Annotated in this window: 11 protein-coding genes and 1 pseudogene; 2 read left to right on the top strand and 10 right to left on the bottom strand. The window is 38.0% G+C overall.

Annotated elements, in window-relative coordinates:
* Nucleotides 1-472: 472 nt before the first annotated feature.
* Nucleotides 473-840, top strand: a pseudogene (locus WMZ97_RS12440) (IS4 family transposase); the annotation flags it as partial.
* 708 nt (nt 841-1,548) lie between these two features.
* On the opposite strand, the gene WMZ97_RS12435 reads toward WMZ97_RS12440, so the two are convergent.
* From WMZ97_RS12435 to WMZ97_RS12395, 9 genes are all read right to left on the bottom strand, one after another.
* A complete protein-coding gene (locus tag WMZ97_RS12435; RefSeq protein ID WP_343272412.1) occupies nt 1,549-2,832 on the bottom strand; it encodes an MFS transporter in 1,284 nt (427 codons plus the stop codon).
* A 104-nt stretch (nt 2,833-2,936) separates the two neighbouring features.
* Nucleotides 2,937-4,919: a hydantoinase B/oxoprolinase family protein gene (locus WMZ97_RS12430; protein ID WP_343272411.1), complete on the bottom strand. Its 1,983-nt coding sequence runs from the start codon at nt 4,917-4,919 to the stop codon at nt 2,937-2,939.
* Nucleotides 4,919-6,988, bottom strand: a complete 2,070-nt coding sequence (locus WMZ97_RS12425) for a hydantoinase/oxoprolinase family protein (protein WP_343272410.1) — start codon at nt 6,986-6,988, stop codon at nt 4,919-4,921. The genes WMZ97_RS12430 and WMZ97_RS12425 overlap by 1 nt, the downstream gene beginning before the upstream one ends.
* Nucleotides 6,989-7,385: 397 nt before the next feature.
* Nucleotides 7,386-7,565 (bottom strand): magnesium chelatase domain-containing protein, encoded by a 180-nt coding sequence (locus tag WMZ97_RS12420; RefSeq protein ID WP_343272425.1) that lies wholly within the window; start codon nt 7,563-7,565, stop codon nt 7,386-7,388.
* 776 nt (nt 7,566-8,341) lie between these two features.
* Nucleotides 8,342-8,494: a hypothetical protein gene (locus WMZ97_RS12415; RefSeq protein ID WP_343272409.1), complete on the bottom strand. Its 153-nt coding sequence runs from the start codon at nt 8,492-8,494 to the stop codon at nt 8,342-8,344.
* Between the two features lie 381 nt (nt 8,495-8,875).
* On the bottom strand, nt 8,876-10,150 hold the full coding sequence (locus WMZ97_RS12410; protein ID WP_343272408.1) for an SLC13 family permease: 1,275 nt from the start codon (nt 10,148-10,150) through the stop codon (nt 8,876-8,878).
* A 31-nt stretch (nt 10,151-10,181) separates the two neighbouring features.
* Nucleotides 10,182-11,528, bottom strand: a complete 1,347-nt coding sequence (purB, locus tag WMZ97_RS12405; RefSeq protein ID WP_343272407.1) for an adenylosuccinate lyase — start codon at nt 11,526-11,528, stop codon at nt 10,182-10,184.
* A gap of 456 nt (nt 11,529-11,984) precedes the next feature.
* Complete coding sequence (locus WMZ97_RS12400) at nt 11,985-13,145, bottom strand: mandelate racemase/muconate lactonizing enzyme family protein (protein WP_343272406.1); 1,161 nt, start codon at nt 13,143-13,145, stop codon at nt 11,985-11,987.
* Nucleotides 13,146-13,722: 577 nt separating this feature from the next.
* The gene (locus tag WMZ97_RS12395) at nt 13,723-15,618 is read right to left on the bottom strand and encodes a sigma 54-interacting transcriptional regulator (RefSeq protein ID WP_343272405.1); all 1,896 of its coding nucleotides are present in this window, start codon (nt 15,616-15,618) and stop codon (nt 13,723-13,725) included.
* An 803-nt stretch (nt 15,619-16,421) separates the two neighbouring features.
* Between WMZ97_RS12395 and WMZ97_RS12390 the strand changes: the two genes are divergently transcribed.
* Nucleotides 16,422-17,048 (top strand): sce7726 family protein, encoded by a 627-nt coding sequence (locus WMZ97_RS12390; RefSeq protein ID WP_343272404.1) that lies wholly within the window; start codon nt 16,422-16,424, stop codon nt 17,046-17,048.
* On the opposite strand, the gene WMZ97_RS12385 is transcribed toward WMZ97_RS12390, so the two are convergent.
* Complete coding sequence (locus tag WMZ97_RS12385; protein ID WP_343272403.1) at nt 16,972-18,030, bottom strand: beta family protein; 1,059 nt, start codon at nt 18,028-18,030, stop codon at nt 16,972-16,974. The genes WMZ97_RS12390 and WMZ97_RS12385 overlap by 77 nt on opposite strands.
* Nucleotides 18,031-18,372 lie beyond the last annotated feature (342 nt).

Below are 18,372 nucleotides of genomic sequence, written 5' to 3'. Positions count from 1 at the left end.
ATTTTTATAACCCCGCCAACAATAGAGAATCCGGAATAAACTTCATGCTCACCTTTCTTACATTACTTTCCCGCTTCACTAATTTGGATGATGTTTGCTGTGGTGCCGTTGTTTTCATTATTGGTAACATCATAGTTCACAAGATTATCGGCAATAGCGGTGAATTCATTATCTATTAACCGGTTTTCCTGAGATAGCGTTTAATATTTCCCGCTTTCCTTTACCTTAGCAAAGTTAGGACGCCTAGGACTAGGTATATGGTTACGGTATGTGATGGGAAAAGTTTGTTGCGGAAATTGCATCGTGATGTAGGGTGAAATGTAGGATAGAACGTTTCCAAACTTATTTATTGCACCTGCAAACGGATTTACTTTAGCTGTTAAATCTTTATTGGTTCATGTTTCTATTCGCACCATTAGTATAATTACAGGGTATTAATTTGTTTATTCAGAGAAGATACTCCTATTTTTACGGTGTGCCGATTAAGATAGTGTTCGTGCGCAATCGGAATAAGAAAAGTGACTAGCTTGCCATTTTAAGTACCGATTGTACGCTAAGTGACCAGGAAATCATTCATATTTACGGTATGCGCCGGGATATTGAATTTTTTTTCAAAACAACCAAATCCCTTTTGAAACTTCAAAAGGGATTCCAAAGTCATTCATACAATGCGCTAATCAGTCACACGACCATTGTGTTTACTAGGTTATCGTACTTTCAGGGCAAAATCGCTGCAGCACAGATGACCGAACATTGGGTAGTATGTTTTATGAATTATGTGATGAAATAGATAAACTTGATTGGGCTGTAGCACTACAGCAATTAATCGAGCTTCTTGATAGCGCGTAACAAACTAAGCCTTTAAAAAGGCTTAGTTTTAAAAGAATTTTAAAATTGTCAATCCCATTTTTAAAGCTGAAGAGAATACATTTTGTTTATGTGCAATATAAAGAATGTCAAACACAGTTTTCTTTCCTTGTTTATGACACTTCCTCCAGTGCCATATGGTCCCTAGTATCCTATGTAATTGGAAGGCAAGGCAAATAATTAAGAATCTAAAATTCGAATTCGGTTAAACAAATGCCTTTCCACAATAGCGTAGGATCCGGACACATGATTTAACCATAAAGATTGAAAAGTCCGTCACGTAAACCATGCTGCATTTGTATTGAAGCACTGATTTTATCCTTCTGTTGAAATCTTGAAATCAAAACAAGAACAAAGCTGATAAAAATATTCCCATTTAAATTGAAAGTTGTGGGAATCTCGCCCAAAATCTATGGGTTTGCTTTAAAAAACACTCGAATATTGAATCATCTGGATGGCAATTGCAAGCATGGTTCTAGAAATTATTTGCGGTGCGCGTCCAAATAAGCAGAACAAGTATACCGTTTGTAGCGTTTGGTACTTTAATCTTTTGTAGAACTTGTTTGTTTTTAAATATAGCATCAACATCAATATTGAAAAGCAAAATATTAAGTAAATCGATGGTCCCAACATTAAGTAATAACAAAACATCATCAATGTTGGGATCCACAAATAAAGTTCCTATTTTTCGCGTAATGGGGAGTTTTTGGTTTCTGCCATTCTGGAAACGGTGATTAATGTGATAATTGCGGTAATGATCAAATAGAAGCCTGGCATGGAATGATTACCAGTCTGTGAAATTAGAAATGTAGATATAAACGGTGCGGTTCCACCAAAGATAGCAACTGTTACATTGTAACTAATACCCAATGCTGTGTAACGTACTTTTGTCGGGAACATTTCAACAAGTGCAGTTGGCCCTGGTCCGGAAAAAACTGCTAGAATAATACCAAATAAGATTTGTCCGAACAAAACAAATAATATGTTACCTGTTGATATCAATAAAAATAGCGGGTAGGTCAAGAGTACCGTCAAAATTGCAAATGATATGAGAAGCGGCTTACGTCCGATTCGATCCGAAAGAGTTCCCATGATTGGCACAAAGAGCACAAGAACTGCCAGACCTATCGAATTAGTAAATAAAGCTTGTGTCAGCGAAAGATTCGTTGTTGTTACTATAAAAGTTGGCATATAAGTAAGAAGCATGTACGTTGCTACTGTCCAAGCTACGGTAAAGCCTACAGCGGTAAGACTCTCTTTCCAGTGTTCAGTTAAAGATGACTTAACTGGTGAATTCTTAATATCGTTCTTTAACTTTTGTTCCTTGAATGCTGGTGTATCCTCTATTTTCGACCTAAGATAAAGTCCAACAACACCAAGAACTCCACCAAATAGAAATGGAATTCGCCACCCCCAATTGTTAAGCATTTCTTCTGACATAACTATACCAGTTAATGCACCTATCGCAGATCCAGCCAACATACCACCAAAAGCACTAACTTGAACCCAACTTCCATACATACCTCTACGATCTGATGGGGCATACTCAACAATAAAAGTAGCCGATCCCCCCCATTCCCCACCCGCTGACAAACCCTGAAGTAAACGGGCTATAACGAGTAAAACAGGTGCTAACACCCCAATCTGCTCATGTGTTGGCACTAGCCCAATAACCAGCGTGGAGATTCCCATTAAAATTACAGCCATTGACAATGACGATTTACGACCGACCTTATCTCCATAGTGACCGAAAATGATTGCTCCAAGAGGGCGTATAAGAAAAGCAGCTGCGAAGGCTGCAAATGTTGCAAGCAAAGAAACTATTTGACTATCAGATGGAAAAAAGTTAACAGAGATAACGGTTGCAAAGTAACCGTAGATAGCAAAATCGTAGAACTCTACAAAACTACCGATTGCTCCTGCTGTAACCGCCTTTTTTGCCTTTTGATGTTCCGATATATCCATTTTCTTTACTCCTTTTCTTTAATCAACAATTTATTGAGTTGTAAAAATAAAAACCAAATTTTCCATTTACTGTTCTTTTAACATTTTTACCCTTTATAATTGTCTTAAAAGGAATCATTCTGAATGTCATTCCAAATTTCCGATAGAGTCTCCGCTGATACTGGAAATGATTTATTCCATGAATCAATCCGGCGGTGTATCTGTCGCTTGGCATAAGTGCGCATGGATGGAGAAAGTGTCAGTAAGTACTTGGCAAGTGCCATTGACAGTTCGGGACTCCAGACCTCTTCGTATTTTTTTCTTGACGGGCCAAAGTCAATCAATCCTTTCTCCGCCACATTCTTTTTCACTAAATAATGACGAGTTTCTTTCGTACACTTTTTGTCAACTTCACCATCTGAAAAAACCACACCATATTTTTCTTTGGCCACATCATAACTGAGTAAACCTGATCGAACATCGGATAATACAAGTTCCGGATCCCGTTTGAGAGGATCACCAAAACCGCCTCCTCCACTAGAAAAAATACTGACAGTATCTCCTGGTTCTAAATATAGAGTATCGATACGGCCAAACTTAAGTTCTCGTTCAGTATTTCGGTTCAGTATCGTTTCAGTACGACCAGCGGAGTGACCGCCAGCAAGGCCCCAAGGTTCAAAACGGGTCCTTTCCATACCCCGAGCAGTTACAATTGAATTCGGTTTGAGAACACGGAACTCGAAAACCGTCCCCCACCCTCCACGATTGTATCCGGGACCTGCTGAATCCGGAAGTAGTTCATAACGCTCTGTAAGAACTGGGGCGTTGGCCTCCATGCTCTCAATTGGAGTATTCTTAAGGTAACCAGCACTGGAGTCGACTCCAGCCACTCCATCAGCCAAAGAGGTTGCACCACCACCGCCGAAAATTGGTTCTAAAACGGTAACCTGTCGTTGACCAGTTTCCGCTTCCGGCACCGATAGAACAACCATTGACGCTTGACCCGCACCTGCCGCCGGTACCTTGTTTGGAATCACTTGTGCCAGTGCACCCAGTACGACATTGTAGAGCCTGATTACAGTTGCATAACGAACACCAACTGAAGCAGGATACAACGGATTCACTATGGTCCCCTTTGGAGCTACATTACGAATTGGACGAACAACTCCGCCAGTTAATGGGATGTGTGGATCCATACTAAACATATAATTGATAATCCCTTGGGTTAAAAATGGATGACGCTTACCAAAAGCGGGAACGTTAAATGCCGCATTAACCTGTGGATCAGTTCCAGTGTAATCGAGTACTATCTCATCTCCGTGAATGCAAAGTGTAACCTGTAACCGAATGGGTGAACCTTCCATATCATCATCCATGTAATCAGAAAATGAATAGTCACCGTCCGGAATTTTAAGAACCAAGTCTCGAACACGCTGTTCCGTCCAGTTAAGCATATCATTCATTCCTTGACGAAGAACGTCAACCCCGAACTTTTTAAGAAGTTTCTCCATTTGAAGTTCTGCTGTGTTAAGTGCGGAAAACATTGCTTTGAGATCACCCCAATTTTGTTCAGGGATACGACAATTTGCAAGAAACAGTTCTAGAAACCCTTTATCAAGTTCACCAGCTTGATAAAGTTTACGTGGGGGGATTCGAAAACCCTCCTGCTGAAGATCATATGCCTGAGGGTTGATACTGGCCGGAACCAACCCTCCAACATCTGAGCAGTGAATAAAGCACCACGCGAAACAAAGAACTTTACCATTTTCAAAGATTGGTTTAAACAAATGAATATCCGGTAAATGCGTTGCCATACCATCAGTGTTATAGGGATCATTAGTAATCACAACGTCGCCAGGATCATAGTGATCAAAAGCTCGAATTGCTTTACCTAAATTTAGTCCAAGAAAACTAGTTACACCGACATTGCGTGGATAAGCAAAAAATTCGCCTTCCTGTGTTGCGATGCCAGTTGTAAAATCAGCTGATTCTTTAATGAAAGTCGTGTGAGATGTTCGTTCTAGAGTGTAACCCATCCCCTCGGCGATTGCTACAAAATAGTTTTTGAGGATCTCCAATGTGATTTTATCCGTTTTTATGTCAACCATCAGGATCTCACCTTTCTTGAGATAATTAGATTACCCTGTCTGTCAACCTCACTAGTCCAATTGAGAGGAACAATTGTAGTAGAGCCTGTCTGCTCAATGACAACTGGGCCGTTTATTTTATCTCCCACAGCCATATAATCACGACGAAAGACACGTGCCTTCTGATTTGTACCAGAGAATATAATTGATCGAGACCCTACCGACAGGGGACTCAATTGCTCAGAGAATACAGGATTAGCCTCTGGAGGTTGTGGCATCAATCCAATCGCTCGTAATCTTAAATTGACAATTTCGGCAGTGGCCTTTGTGTCTGAGTAATTAAAAAGGCGGCTATATTCATCATGAAAAGCATTAGCGATTTTATCCTTATCTTTTCCTTGTATCCACGCCTCCTCAAGTGGAACATCAATCTCATAAGATTGACCCACATAGCGCATTTCGGCAGACCAACGTAATTCCTTACGAGCAACTGATGGAGTCTCCTGCTCAAGCCACTGGGATGCGCTTTTCTTGAGGTAATCAAAAGATGGAAAAAAACTTTCCGACGGCGGTAAGTCAAGCTGCCAATTAACAGTTCGAATAAAGTCGGACATTACGTCAGCCTTTAAGGATCCAAGTGCAGAGAGAGTACCAGGGGATTCTGGGACGATAACCCGGTTAATATTGACTTCCTCTGCAAGTTGGCAGGCAACAACAGAACCAGCTCCTCCAAATGAAACTAACGTATAATCACGTGGGTCTATTCCTTTCCTTTCAAGTACACCAGATAATTCTGCATACATATTGGCCAACGCTACCTGAATAACAGCATCTGCAGCTTTTTGAATACTAAGATCCAATGGTTCACTGATTGTACGCATTGCCTTCTCCGCAAAAGAAACATTAAGTTCCATATCCCCGGCAAAGCTTGTCGGGTTCAAGTAACCGCACAGAAGAAAGGCATCGGACAACGTCGGGTGTTTACCCCCTAAACCGTAGCAGGCAGGCCCCGGAATTGCCCCGGCACTATTTGGCCCCACCTTGAGCACACCTACGCTATCGAGCCATGCGATACTCCCGCCACCGGCTCCAATACTTGATATCCCAATTGCTGGAAGAATCATCGGGAAGTCACCTATTTGTTCCTCACGGCTATAGTTTGCTTTCCCCTCCTGAATTACCGCAACGTCGGCACTTGTTCCACCCATATCGAAGGTAATCAAATTGTCAATCTTAGCCCCTTTTCCAACACCAAAAGCGCCGACTACACCGGATGCCGGTCCTGACAGAAGGGTTTCCACAGGGGTTTCCTTTGCAGCATTCGTTGTCATGATCCCACCATTTGATTTTGTTAAATAAGGTCGGGCGTTAACACCGAGGTTATTGAGTGTGTTCTCTAAATTATCCAGATAGCGTGAGAAAGCCGGACGTACATAGGCATTCATAACGGTTACAACAGTACGTTCATACTCGCGCATCTGTGGCCATATTTCAGATGATGCTGAGACAAACAGGCGTGGGGCTTCTCTTTTAATCGCTTCCTTAAGTAGACGTTCATGACTAGGGTTAGCGTAGGAATGAAGCAGACAAATAGCAACTCCTTCAATCTTCAGCTCATTAAGCTGTGTTACCACCCGATCGATTTCTTCTTTAGTAAGTGGAACCTCGATACCATCATGACGGATGCGTTCACGGACCGGTATTACCAATTTACGGGGTATAAGCGGTTCTGGACGGCGGCTATAAAAGTCCCACGGTATCGGAAGACGAATTCGCCCTTGCTCCAATACATCACGAAATCCCTCGGTTACCAACAATGCTATCTGCGATCCAGAGCGCTGAATAATTGTATTTAGAGCAATTGTTGTACCGTGGATGAAGTATTCTATTTGTTCTGGTCGAATTCCCCTCTCTGCCAATAACTTTATGCCATTTTCAACTCCACGTTCTGGATTATCCGGAACAGTTGGAGTTTTGAATTCAACCTGCCTTCCGCTCTTACTGTTAACTGCGCTAAAGTCTGTAAAGGTTCCACCGATATCTATTCCTAGACGATACCGTTCATCACTTGAGTTTGTGTGTTCCATCATTGCATCACCACGCTATTTAATATTTGTGAACTACATTTTCCTTCTTAAATGTTTACAACAGTTGTAATTTACCTTCTAACAATGTATATTCAGTACAACTCTTAACAAACAAATATCTTTAAGAGATTATATGTATATATTCTAGTCATATGAAAGTTTTTGAACTTTAACGGATAATTTTAATGCATTATCTATAGTTTCGCGACAAGCTTATTCTTAACTGACAAATCTTACACAGCACTGAAGGAAAATAATTAATACGTCATGCGCTTTTTACGAGTTTTTATTTATTGAAGAACTATCGAACTTGCATCACTATAAAAAGACCCATGCTCCCACACAGGTTCCTTCTCCTATCTAATATTCATAATTACCCCTAGCACCTACAACCATTTCATCAGACAATAACCCTTATTTTCTTTTGCTCTGCAGGTGACAAATTAATCACAATCTTTTTGTCCGGTGCTTCGCAATCGTTTGCAAATAAAGCAGCCATCACCCGATCCTTTGACTCTTTCACAGATGTATCCGGCAAGCCGACAATACTGACTCCCTCTATTCGTGGCATCAGCTGCACCTCCACCTGAACTTAGTATCCTTCCATACCTTTCAAACCTATACTGGATACAACGGAGGCCATTGCTTCACCTCTTATTTATTTAATAGATATAAGATACTGTGCAAAACGTCAAAAGACCTAAGTTGATTTTTGGCTGTCAAAATGGCATATTTCAATAGCTAAAAGGTGATTTTTAGTAAGAGGAAACAGAAAGGTCATTTAAAATAAGCGGTAGAAATTCAATTTTGGTGTATTACGTAACATTTCAGTTCGGACGATAATACCACACAACCCATTTACTCGGCGAAAAGCGAGAAAATTCGAGGAGTGACAGGCACACCACAAGGTATGGAGAACTACTATTAAACATGGAGAACCCTATACTATAATGGTGATAGATGTCATCCTAAATTTTGCTTAAGGATGACATGAAACATGACTTTGACCGTTTAAGATGTCCAGCGTGTGGCAGATACTATTTGAATAAAGACAAAGTATTTGTTGAAGTGCTTAACACAGTTATACACCAAAGATGTTATAGTCCAAATGAGGTTTTTACAATTAAAGATAGTGGGACATATCGGGACATGGTAGAAAATTATGGTTTATCTGAGTAAAGTCTATATAATAGAGATAACTTGAAAATTATTGCAAAGGTAGCGTTGAGAAACACTTATCACACCGACAAAAGATCCGGTATGAAACTTGGAATGATTTCATATATAATGGATATAGATAGAGAAAGAAGTGCGATTAACACTTCTCTCCACCGTCCGAGTGGCGGTTGTCAAAATTTACGGTCTTTTTTGAGAACCACCCTTTTGCTTTTGTACTGCACTCAGGGTGGTTTTCTCTTTTTCAATAAAAGCTTTCTTAAAGAAATGCACACTAATTGTACGAACCATTCCTTTTAAAACATCTCTAAGAAAATCGAGAAATGTCTCCATGATTATCAATTCCTTTCCGATCCATAACGATCAGGAAGAAGAACGACAACCAACCACCCTTACAATATACAGTTACTACTTTATTTTTATCATACTTTAACATGGGGCCATTCGATCATTTTTCGACAAAATACGCCATAATGCGATAAGTGATAGCACTACATCATACTTTTTTCCACCAGATTTCTCAACGGAGGCATGGCATTATGTTCCCAGCCATTTTTCCGAGAAATGCCATTCCGGACTCCCCCTGGCATAACTTTCTGTTGCGACCAAATCTGAATGACCACGGAATTCCCCTAATGCAATAGACGTTGAGGCAAGGACTAGAAATCATAAATATACCCCAACTATATTTCACTATCTATTAAACTATGATGACTAATAAAATGGCCATATAAAAGGAACCACCACCACACATATGACTAATTGAATGACCAAATATGGGAAGCCACTTTTTATATAATCAATAAAGGTATAGTTACCCGGCCCATAAATCATTGTGTTTGGTGGCGTACCAATTGGTGATGCATAGGCAGCTGAAGCGCCAATAACAACTGCCATTAAAACTGCCTTCGGGTCTGCACCTATACTATTCGCTATTACAAGTCCAATCGGAGCCATTAAAGCAGCAGCTGCAGTGTTAGACATGACTGAAGTTAAAACTGCCGTTATGATAAACAATAAACCTGTTATAACATAGGGACTGCTCTCTGCACCAACCGTTTTCATAACAGAATCCGCAATCATTTGTGCTGCCCCGGTATCTGCCAGTGCTGTTGCCATTGGCATCATAGCCGCCACCAAAATAATTGTAGACATATCAAGAGATCGATACGCTTGTTTTTCTGTCATTGTACGTGTTAATACAATTAGCAATGCCCCCATAATTGAAACAATATGGAGAGGGATTCCTAACTGCTCCTCAAAAATCATAAAAATAATTGCGCCAATTAATGTTGCAACAGCAATAAACTGTTTAACAAGACTTTGATTTTGACTTGAATCAACAGCTGACACTTTCTCCGATTCTGTTTCTATCTCGTTTTCTCTCTTTGGAATAATTTTATAACCTATAGTCATCATATATATAATCCCAACTATAGTTATAGGAATCCCGATGTAAGCGAATTCGAAGAAACTATAAACAGGTATATTTCCATTTTGCATCACACCTTGAACAGCAAGATTTCCGTTACTACCTACCAGTGTAATCGTTCCTCCAAGAGCTGTTGCATATGCTAGAGGCATTAGAAGCTTAGAACGAGAGAATCCGACACTATCTGCAATCATAATAACGATTGGCATCATTACTGCCGTGGTGCTCGTATTGGACAAGAAAGCTGAAAGCCCTGCCCCTATAACCATGATAGCCAGAAGAAGCTGTTTTTCTGTTTTTGCAAATTTCGTAATCAGATCTCCTATTTTCTTTGCTACGCCAGTTTCAAACAGAGCAGCCCCAATGATAAACATTCCTGTAATCAAAATAACAATATTGTTCGTGAACCCAGAAAAAACAGTGTCAGCATCAATTACCCCTGTTAAATATAAAAGAGTCGTTGCTAACAAAGCAGTCATAGCAACGGGAATCACTTCCGTTACAAAAAGAATTGCTGCTCGTAATAAAATTAAAAGAGTTATTGTAGCTGAAGACATTACTTCAACTCCTTTTATTTAAGATTTTATTTCAGGACCACTTTTTTTCAACGCGGTCAATAAATTGTGAACAAAGCCCAATATAATGCTTTGGATCTAAATGGTCTGTCACTTCTTCTTCCGATATATGTGCCATAATCTCATTATCTTCTAATACAACATCTACCAATGGTCTTTTTTCTTCAAATGCTTGCATGGAAACCTTGTAAACCATGTCATGCGCAACTTGGCGACCGACAGATTCACCTAAATTCAACATCAGATTTTCAGAAACGATTAACCCTTGTAATAAGTTGAGATTCCGCTCCATATTTCCTTTATGAACAATAAACCTTTCTAATACACCTTGCATTTGTTCCAATCCACCACTAGTAAATATACAAATTTGTGGTATATACGCCCATTCAGTTGTCCAAAATGTCATATCTCTTTCATGTTCCTGAATCATTCCATCAAAACCCAGAGAAGCGTTTCTTTGCACTAGCCTTGTTAGACCCACAACATATTCACATATCATCGGGTTTCGTTTATGCGGCATGGTGCTGCTCCCAACTTGCCCCATTTTAAACCCTTCTTCAATTTCTCCTATTTCGGTCTTCTGCAGATTAATAATTTCATTTGCAATTTTCCCTATGGTTCCAGAAACCATCGCTATTATACTAGCAAACTCTGCAAACCCATCTCTTTGTACATGCCATGTAATTGTCGGCTGTTCAAGTCCAAGGTTTTTACAGTACCGTTCCTGTACAGATAATCCAAGTTCGCTAATAGAGGCGAGTGTACCTGCAGCTCCACTTAATGATCCCATTAGGTAACGTTTCGTGCCTTCCTTCAATCTTTCCATGTGCCTTCCCATTTCATCTGCCCAAATAGCAATCTTGTACCCTAATGTAATAGGCAAAGCATGCTGTCCATGTGTTCTGCCAGGCATAATCGTATCTTCGTGTTCACGGGCAAGTTTAAGTAATGTATCTAAAAACTTTTGCATCTGTGTTAAGAGCAGCTTTTGAGCTTCTTTTATTTGCAAAACAACAGCAGTATCCATAATATCTTGCGTTGTTGCTCCCCAATGAATATAGCCCCCAGCTTTTCCACCAACATTTTTTGTGAATTCGCGAATTTGAACGATTAAAGGGTGGGTTGTATCAACAAGCCCTTTACGAATCGTATCCATATCAAAATTTTCATAATTAGCTTTTTTAGCAATCTCTTCTGCCATCCCCATCGGAATAACCCCAATATCCTCTTCAGCTTGTGCTAATGAAACCCATGAATCTAACCATTTTTGTAAAAGCGATTCATCTGAAAAAATTTCCTTCATTTCTTCATTCACATAAATCCCTCGGTAAAGTTCTGAGTCAATTACATTTGATGCCACCCGTATCCCTCCATCATTATTGTAAACGCATACGAAAATATTTAATTGATAACGTTTATCTAATAGTTATAGTTCAACACTAAAATCTATGGTTGACTAATTCAGGCAATTCATTCCCGAATATATATCACCTCAGAACCTTGTTTGTTTTCTTTGAAACGTCAACCTTAGATCTTGGTGGAGAATCAAATTTTTCATACTCTCATGTAATAAAAATGGTCAATAAAGCAATAGAAATATACAACGGCATGAGCAGTCCACCCAACCTGAACTAAAGAATTCATGGTATGGGTGGATTGAAAATCACAAAAGCCTTACTGAAAAAAGAATAAATATGTCAAATGAAAGGGTATAAAATTATCCTTACAGAACATATTCGTCCGATGAATAAGCCATCATTTTTAACATATATTCTGAAGAGTTGTATAGGATAACTCGATCTCAATTGGAACGTTTCTATAATGTTTTCAAAAGATCATATAAATTATTTTTTGCTTCAAAACCTACTCCAGGAACATCTGGCAGACTAACAAAGCCATCTTCAACTGCATGCCCGTCTGCAAACCCTCCAAATGGTTGAAATACATTAGGATATGATTCGTTTCCATACAATTTCAAACCTGCAGCAATATTTAATGACATCTGATGTCCCCCATGTGGAATGCAATTTCGGGAAGACCATCCGTTTTCATCAAGCATTTTTAATATTCGCATATACTCTACAAGCCCATAGCTAAGCGCGCAATCAAACTGTAAGAAATCTGTCTTAGGGTTCATACCCGCATATCTAATTAAATTTGTTGCATCTTGGAGGGAGAATAAGTTTTCACCTGTAGCTATAGCATTAGGATATACCTTCGATAACTCCTTTTGTAATTTGTAATCTAAAGGGTCACCAACTTCTTCATACCAGAATAAATTATAATCCTTTATCGCTTCTCCAAATTGAATTGCTTCTTCCAGATTAAAGCGCCCATTAACATCAATCATGAGGTTTTGGCCAGAACCGACTACATCAATAACGGCCTCAATGCGTTTGAGATCTTCCGCTAAAGGTACTCCACCAACTTTCATTTTTACTTTTGAATAACCCATATCCAGGTAAGATTTCATTTCATCCTGTAGATCTACTAAACCTTTACCAGGTAAGTAATATCCTCCAGCAGCGTAAACAAAGACTTTCTCATCAATAGTTCCATCCCCATATTGATTAGCTAAAAGTTGATAAAGTGGCATATCTTCTATCTTTGCTACCGCGTCCCAAATAGCCATATCAAGGGTTCCTACTGCAAATGTTCTCTCACCATGACCTCCTGGCTTTTCATTCTTCATTAAAATTTCATAGATTTTTTCGGGTGAAAAATTGGTTCCTGATTCGTTTAGAATTTCATTAGTTTTAGCATTTAACAATCTTGGAATAAATCTTTTCCTTAAAATTCCACTTGGTGCATAACGCCCGTTTGAATTAAACCCATAACCTACTACTTCTTTACCGTTTCGAACTACATCTGTTTTTACTGCCACAATGGAGACATCCATTTTACTAAAATCAATAAACGCATTTCTAATGTTACTATCAATTGGTACTGCTCTTTCCTGAATATCAATAATTTTCATTTTTTGCACCTCATTTTAATAATTTACTAATTACAAATGCAAAAATCATGCCAAAAAATATTTAAGCTTACTCAAGGGATAAGTAGAATAGGGTCTTTCGTTTTGTGGGATCAAGTGGGAATGCAACAAATAAAGATATGTAAAAGGTATGGTTAAGTGAGTTTGGGGGCGATATTCAAACAGACGCCAACATTAAGCATGATTCGAGTTAAGGTGTTTACTGTTGCATAAATAATTGCATTAGACAACTAGACGGACGGTATTCTGACAGGCATCATCGTAGTAAACTTGAACTGCCCGTTAGAGTACTAACTTTTCTTCCATGGCTCCATATCATTTACCTTGTAATAACTTTGGCAGCAAAGGCTTTGTCTTGAAACATCCATCATGTTACCAAGCTTTACATTAGATTTATGTTTCTCGAGGGGAGGTTTTCCGCCGACTTCCTACAGACATAACGGTCGTCCGTCACATCCTTGCTTCAGTTAGAGCTACTTTCACTGAACAGGAATTTTACCTTTATCTTGCATACATAATGGGCACAAAATAAGATAAAGCATTTCAAAAATGAAATGCTTTATTTCTTATTTGAAATTTTTCGCCATAGTGTAGTCATACTGATTTGGTATTTCTCACAAAACTCTTCTTTTGTGCCAGTAAATTGGTGATAGAGTTTTTTCCATAGCTCTTTTTCCATAGCTTTGTAGGAGTCCAATACCGGAATGAGAATTTCCTGTTTTCTTTCTGTCATGGATGTTTTGAGAAATTGTTCGATTCCATCTTTTGTTATCTCATGCTGTTGATATGTAATTACGAAACGTCGAATGAAATTCTGAAGTTCACGACCGTTCCCAAACCATGGACAAGATAATAAAGGTGAAAACAGAGACGGGTCTTGCCATGTTAAATAGCGATTTTCTCTCTCCATTTCAATTTTTAAAAAATGTATAGCTAAAGGTATAATGTCGTCTTTTCTATCTCGTAAAGGCAATAGATTAAGAGGTAGTGTGGATATCCGATAAAAGAAATCTTCTTTAAACTCCCCTTTTTCAATAAGGTCTTCAATCGGTATATTAGAAGCACATATAATCCTTACGTCAACTGGAATATTACGTTTACCACCGACTCGTCTAACTTCTTGCTCTTGCAATACCCGAAGCAATTTAATTTGGAAAGGCCGGGACATCTCATTAATTTCATCCAAAAACAATGTACCCTCATGGGCCATCTCTAAAAGCCCAGATCGCCCTCCACGATTTGCTCCCGTAAATGATCCTTCTTCATAACCGAATAATTCACTTTCTAATAAAGATTCATTTAATGAACCACAATTTAATGATACAAAAGGATTCTTTTGCCGATGGCTGGCATTATGAATGCTTTGTGCAAACAGTTCTTTACCTGTACCCGTTTCGCCATAAATGAGAACTGTTCCTTCTGAGCGTGCATAGACCACAGCCTTTTGTATCATATTTTTCATTTTTTCATTGATAGTTATAATGTCTGAAAACGAATGTTTAGCAACCAAACCCTTCTTGTAGACTTCTTTTCGAGTTTTTAATTCTAATTGTTGAATATCGTTAACCTTTTCAAACATCTGAATGGCACCAGCATACAGTCCATTTGTTCTGGTTATCAACGTTGTGGCAAGTACCTTTTGATTTTCAACTTCAATAAGAATATTCCGATGATCTTTTTGACTATTGATATGGGAAATGAGAGTCTCATTTGCAATGACTTTGCAATATTCATCAGATCGGTTCATTTCCTTCAATCGCGGAAAAATCATTTCTGCCTTTGCATTATACGTTTTAATCTTGTTCCTATCATCAATAACAATAACTGCTTGTTGCATAGAGTGTAAAACCAGTTCAAGTTCTTTGCGTTTATTTTGATCTCGATGTTTCAATTCAAGTATACGAACCGCTTGTTCTAACGCGATTTGTAAAGCCTCTTGACCAGATTTTAACAGGTGAGTATAAAGGTTATATTGATCGGCTAACTGCACTGTCTGTCGATCTCCAATAACCGCATCGATCTGCTCCATTTTAATTAGATGCTGAAGCACCTGGTTTAATTCTTTAGTATGGTTGTAACTTTGAACGTGTACCGTTCCATCCTTGAAGTCTAAGGAGAATGCTTCAGTGTCACTAATTATTTGATCGAACATTAAAACAACTATTTTTCGATATCCTTTCCCATATACCTGAGAAACGGAGCGAAGCAGATCATAGGGGGTAACCGGGATATGTACATAAGGGATTTGAGCCTCATTATGTAAGTATTCACCGAGTCCGCCTCTAGAGACAATGATACTTGCAGATTCAGGAATTTCATGTAATGTTTTCTCATATGGGAATAAGGTCTCTATGAAAGTCACTTGATAAGGCCGATCAATGATCTGTTTTTCCATTAGATGTATTTGCTCTTGTGTCAAATCGAAAGGAGCAATAACATATATATTATCATCCACAATAATCCCTCCTGAGAAAAGTATTTTTATGAGATACTAGCAAATATTAAAGGATCCATTGATTACTGCCACTGAAATGTGCTACTTTTCACTTATGCAATATTATAATTTACTTTAGGAATCTATGGCAAAACTTAAAACATCGTTGATCAATTTGTTTAACGATCTATAACATATTGTTGTATAGAATCCCCAAAATTAGATATAGTTTATAGTTTCAAATAAACGCAACAATAGTTTGATACCAAACACAACTCCCATATACTTAGATGGAAATTTTTAGTCGCTGGGTAATAATGCAGTTCTAATTGAATACTTACCAGCCCCGGTTCAGTAATTTTTCAAGGTAATGACAAGTGAATCTCGCAATGGTTGACATACGTTACAATCGAACGGACAACACGGTGATGCACTGTATCGGTATTTGTTACCATAATCGCATCTGCTCCGTTCAATGCAGCTCAATTTAGTTGCCGCAATTAGATAATAGCCATTTAATACCCCTTGCAATAATTCCCCCATATTTAAAATATAACAGGTTGATTATAGCTAGGAACATATATATAATAACTTATATGGAAATACCCATTACATGCTTATTTTCATTGAAATTTTCTCACTGTAAAAGTACTTTATCCCGCATACCGGCCCAAGCATTTATTGCAAACTACATGTATAAAGAGGAATATGACTAATGAAAATAATAACTCCACTACCTGAAGAAACCCTTGCTAACTAATATTTATATAAAAGCTATTTATTTATGTTTTAATAAGCAATTTTGTAATTTTAGGAGTGACACTATGGGGCTTTACGATAAAGATATTAGGGAAATTTTGTTAAGAGAATTCCTTGAAACATCTGAGTTCTCAGATGATCGTAGTACAGTTATTGTTAACGAATTGGATGTTTGCTCAGGCTCAGCTATAATGGATATGACGCTAATTAATGGTAAAATCCATGGGTTTGAAATCAAAAGTGAACATGACACATTAGAACGACTCCAAACCCAAAGTTATTATTACAACCAGGTATTTGATACAGTAACTTTAGTTTGTAGTTCTAAACATTTGGATAAAGCTATGGCATTGATTCCTGACTGGTGGGGTATTTATAGTGTAAATGGTACTAGTAAAAACTCTTATCAAATGAATATTATAAAAGAACCACAATCTAATAAATCTATTGATATTTTCCATTTATGCGAAATGCTTTGGAAACCGGAATTAATTACATTATTAAAAATATCCGGTACCGATAAAGGAATTAAAAGTAAAACAAGAAGAGAACTGGCTAAAATTATATCAGAAACAATAGAAACAAAAATTGTAACATCTTTTGTAAAACACGCTCTTAAGAATCGAAAAGCATGGAAAGCTCGTCCACTACGACAGGAATATGGTGAGAAACAGCTATCGTCACCCAATTAGTGTTACTGCCTGGTCCCACAGTCTTTTCCGGTGAATCTTTTTTATGACCTAATGCTCTTTCCATTATATCATAATCTCCAAACGAGAAGTTTTCACCGTAATAGTAACTAGATGAAAATATGGTTTGTGCCAACGTTTGATGATTCATAATCCACTCTTTTGTATAGTTGTCCCTTTTCCCTTTTAGTATCCAGTAATCATCCTTTGTAGTATAACGAGCTTTCGGAAGGATCCCATATCTTAAACGTGAAAAGTCAATTTCTGATTCTGTAAATTTAGTTACACCATAATCAGAATAGCATATTTTTTCATTCAAAGCATGGAACTCCTTAGACTCCATTAAACGAGTGAAAATTTTTATATCAAATCGCTTGTAAAAATTCTCTCCACCGGAAGAGATATCGGAGAGGTCATCCGGAAATGAAGTTACACTAATGATTATATTATTTATATTGAGTTCCATAATATACTTATCTAATACTCTTTTAAGTTCTGCATACTGTCTATTGGCATCCATCCTATTTTCAATCAATCCAAGATCTAGTAAAACACTTAAGTTAACGTCACATTTATTTATCCATTTTTTAATCGAGTCGAACATAGTGTTATAGTCATCACCATCAAGATCCTCGGGGATAGCAATCTTTACTAATAATTCATCAGACTTAATAAAATTATCCGCTCTATATTTAAATTCATCGTATGACAGAACCGGATATATCGGAAGACCTTTTGAACCTGCTTCAATCATTAAGTTTTCTAAATAACCACTATTGTCATCTTCCACATAACTGGTATCTAGGAAAATTTTATCGAAGCCATTTATTTGTCTTATTTCTCTCAGAATGTCGATTTTCTTTTCGCTTTCAACCACCTCAATAATCGGTGCAATTTTATTTATTACATTTTTAGAAAGCCTTTCCAAAGCAATTTTCTCACCCATTTTCCACTTTAAAATGGGATAGTATTTCAATTCAGTCACTTTACATCCCTCCCAATAATTTTCCACTCCTCTATGCTGCTCCCCACACATATATAAATACCCATGACTATATTACCATTAATTCAAAAAAATTACTATTTTCTTATCACTTCAAGTTTATTTATGCTTACGATTCATTAGCTGTAATACTATAACTAGACATCCATACATTAAGCGAAAAAAGCACAACGACAGGTTAAATACCTGCTAGTTGTACTTTTTTTTACGCAAAAGCCAGAATGCTCCCATTTACAAGAAAAGTGCTGGCCTCATTTCAAATAATATACTTAACCTGATGGCTACAAGATCCGACTCCCAAATCCCCGTATCAATCCAACCACA

Source organism: Lentibacillus songyuanensis (assembly GCF_039548255.1).
Lineage (GTDB): Bacteria > Bacillota > Bacilli > Bacillales > Amphibacillaceae > Lentibacillus_C > Lentibacillus_C songyuanensis.
Note: the sequence above shows the minus strand (reverse complement) of the source record. Positions and strands in the feature narration are given on the sequence as shown.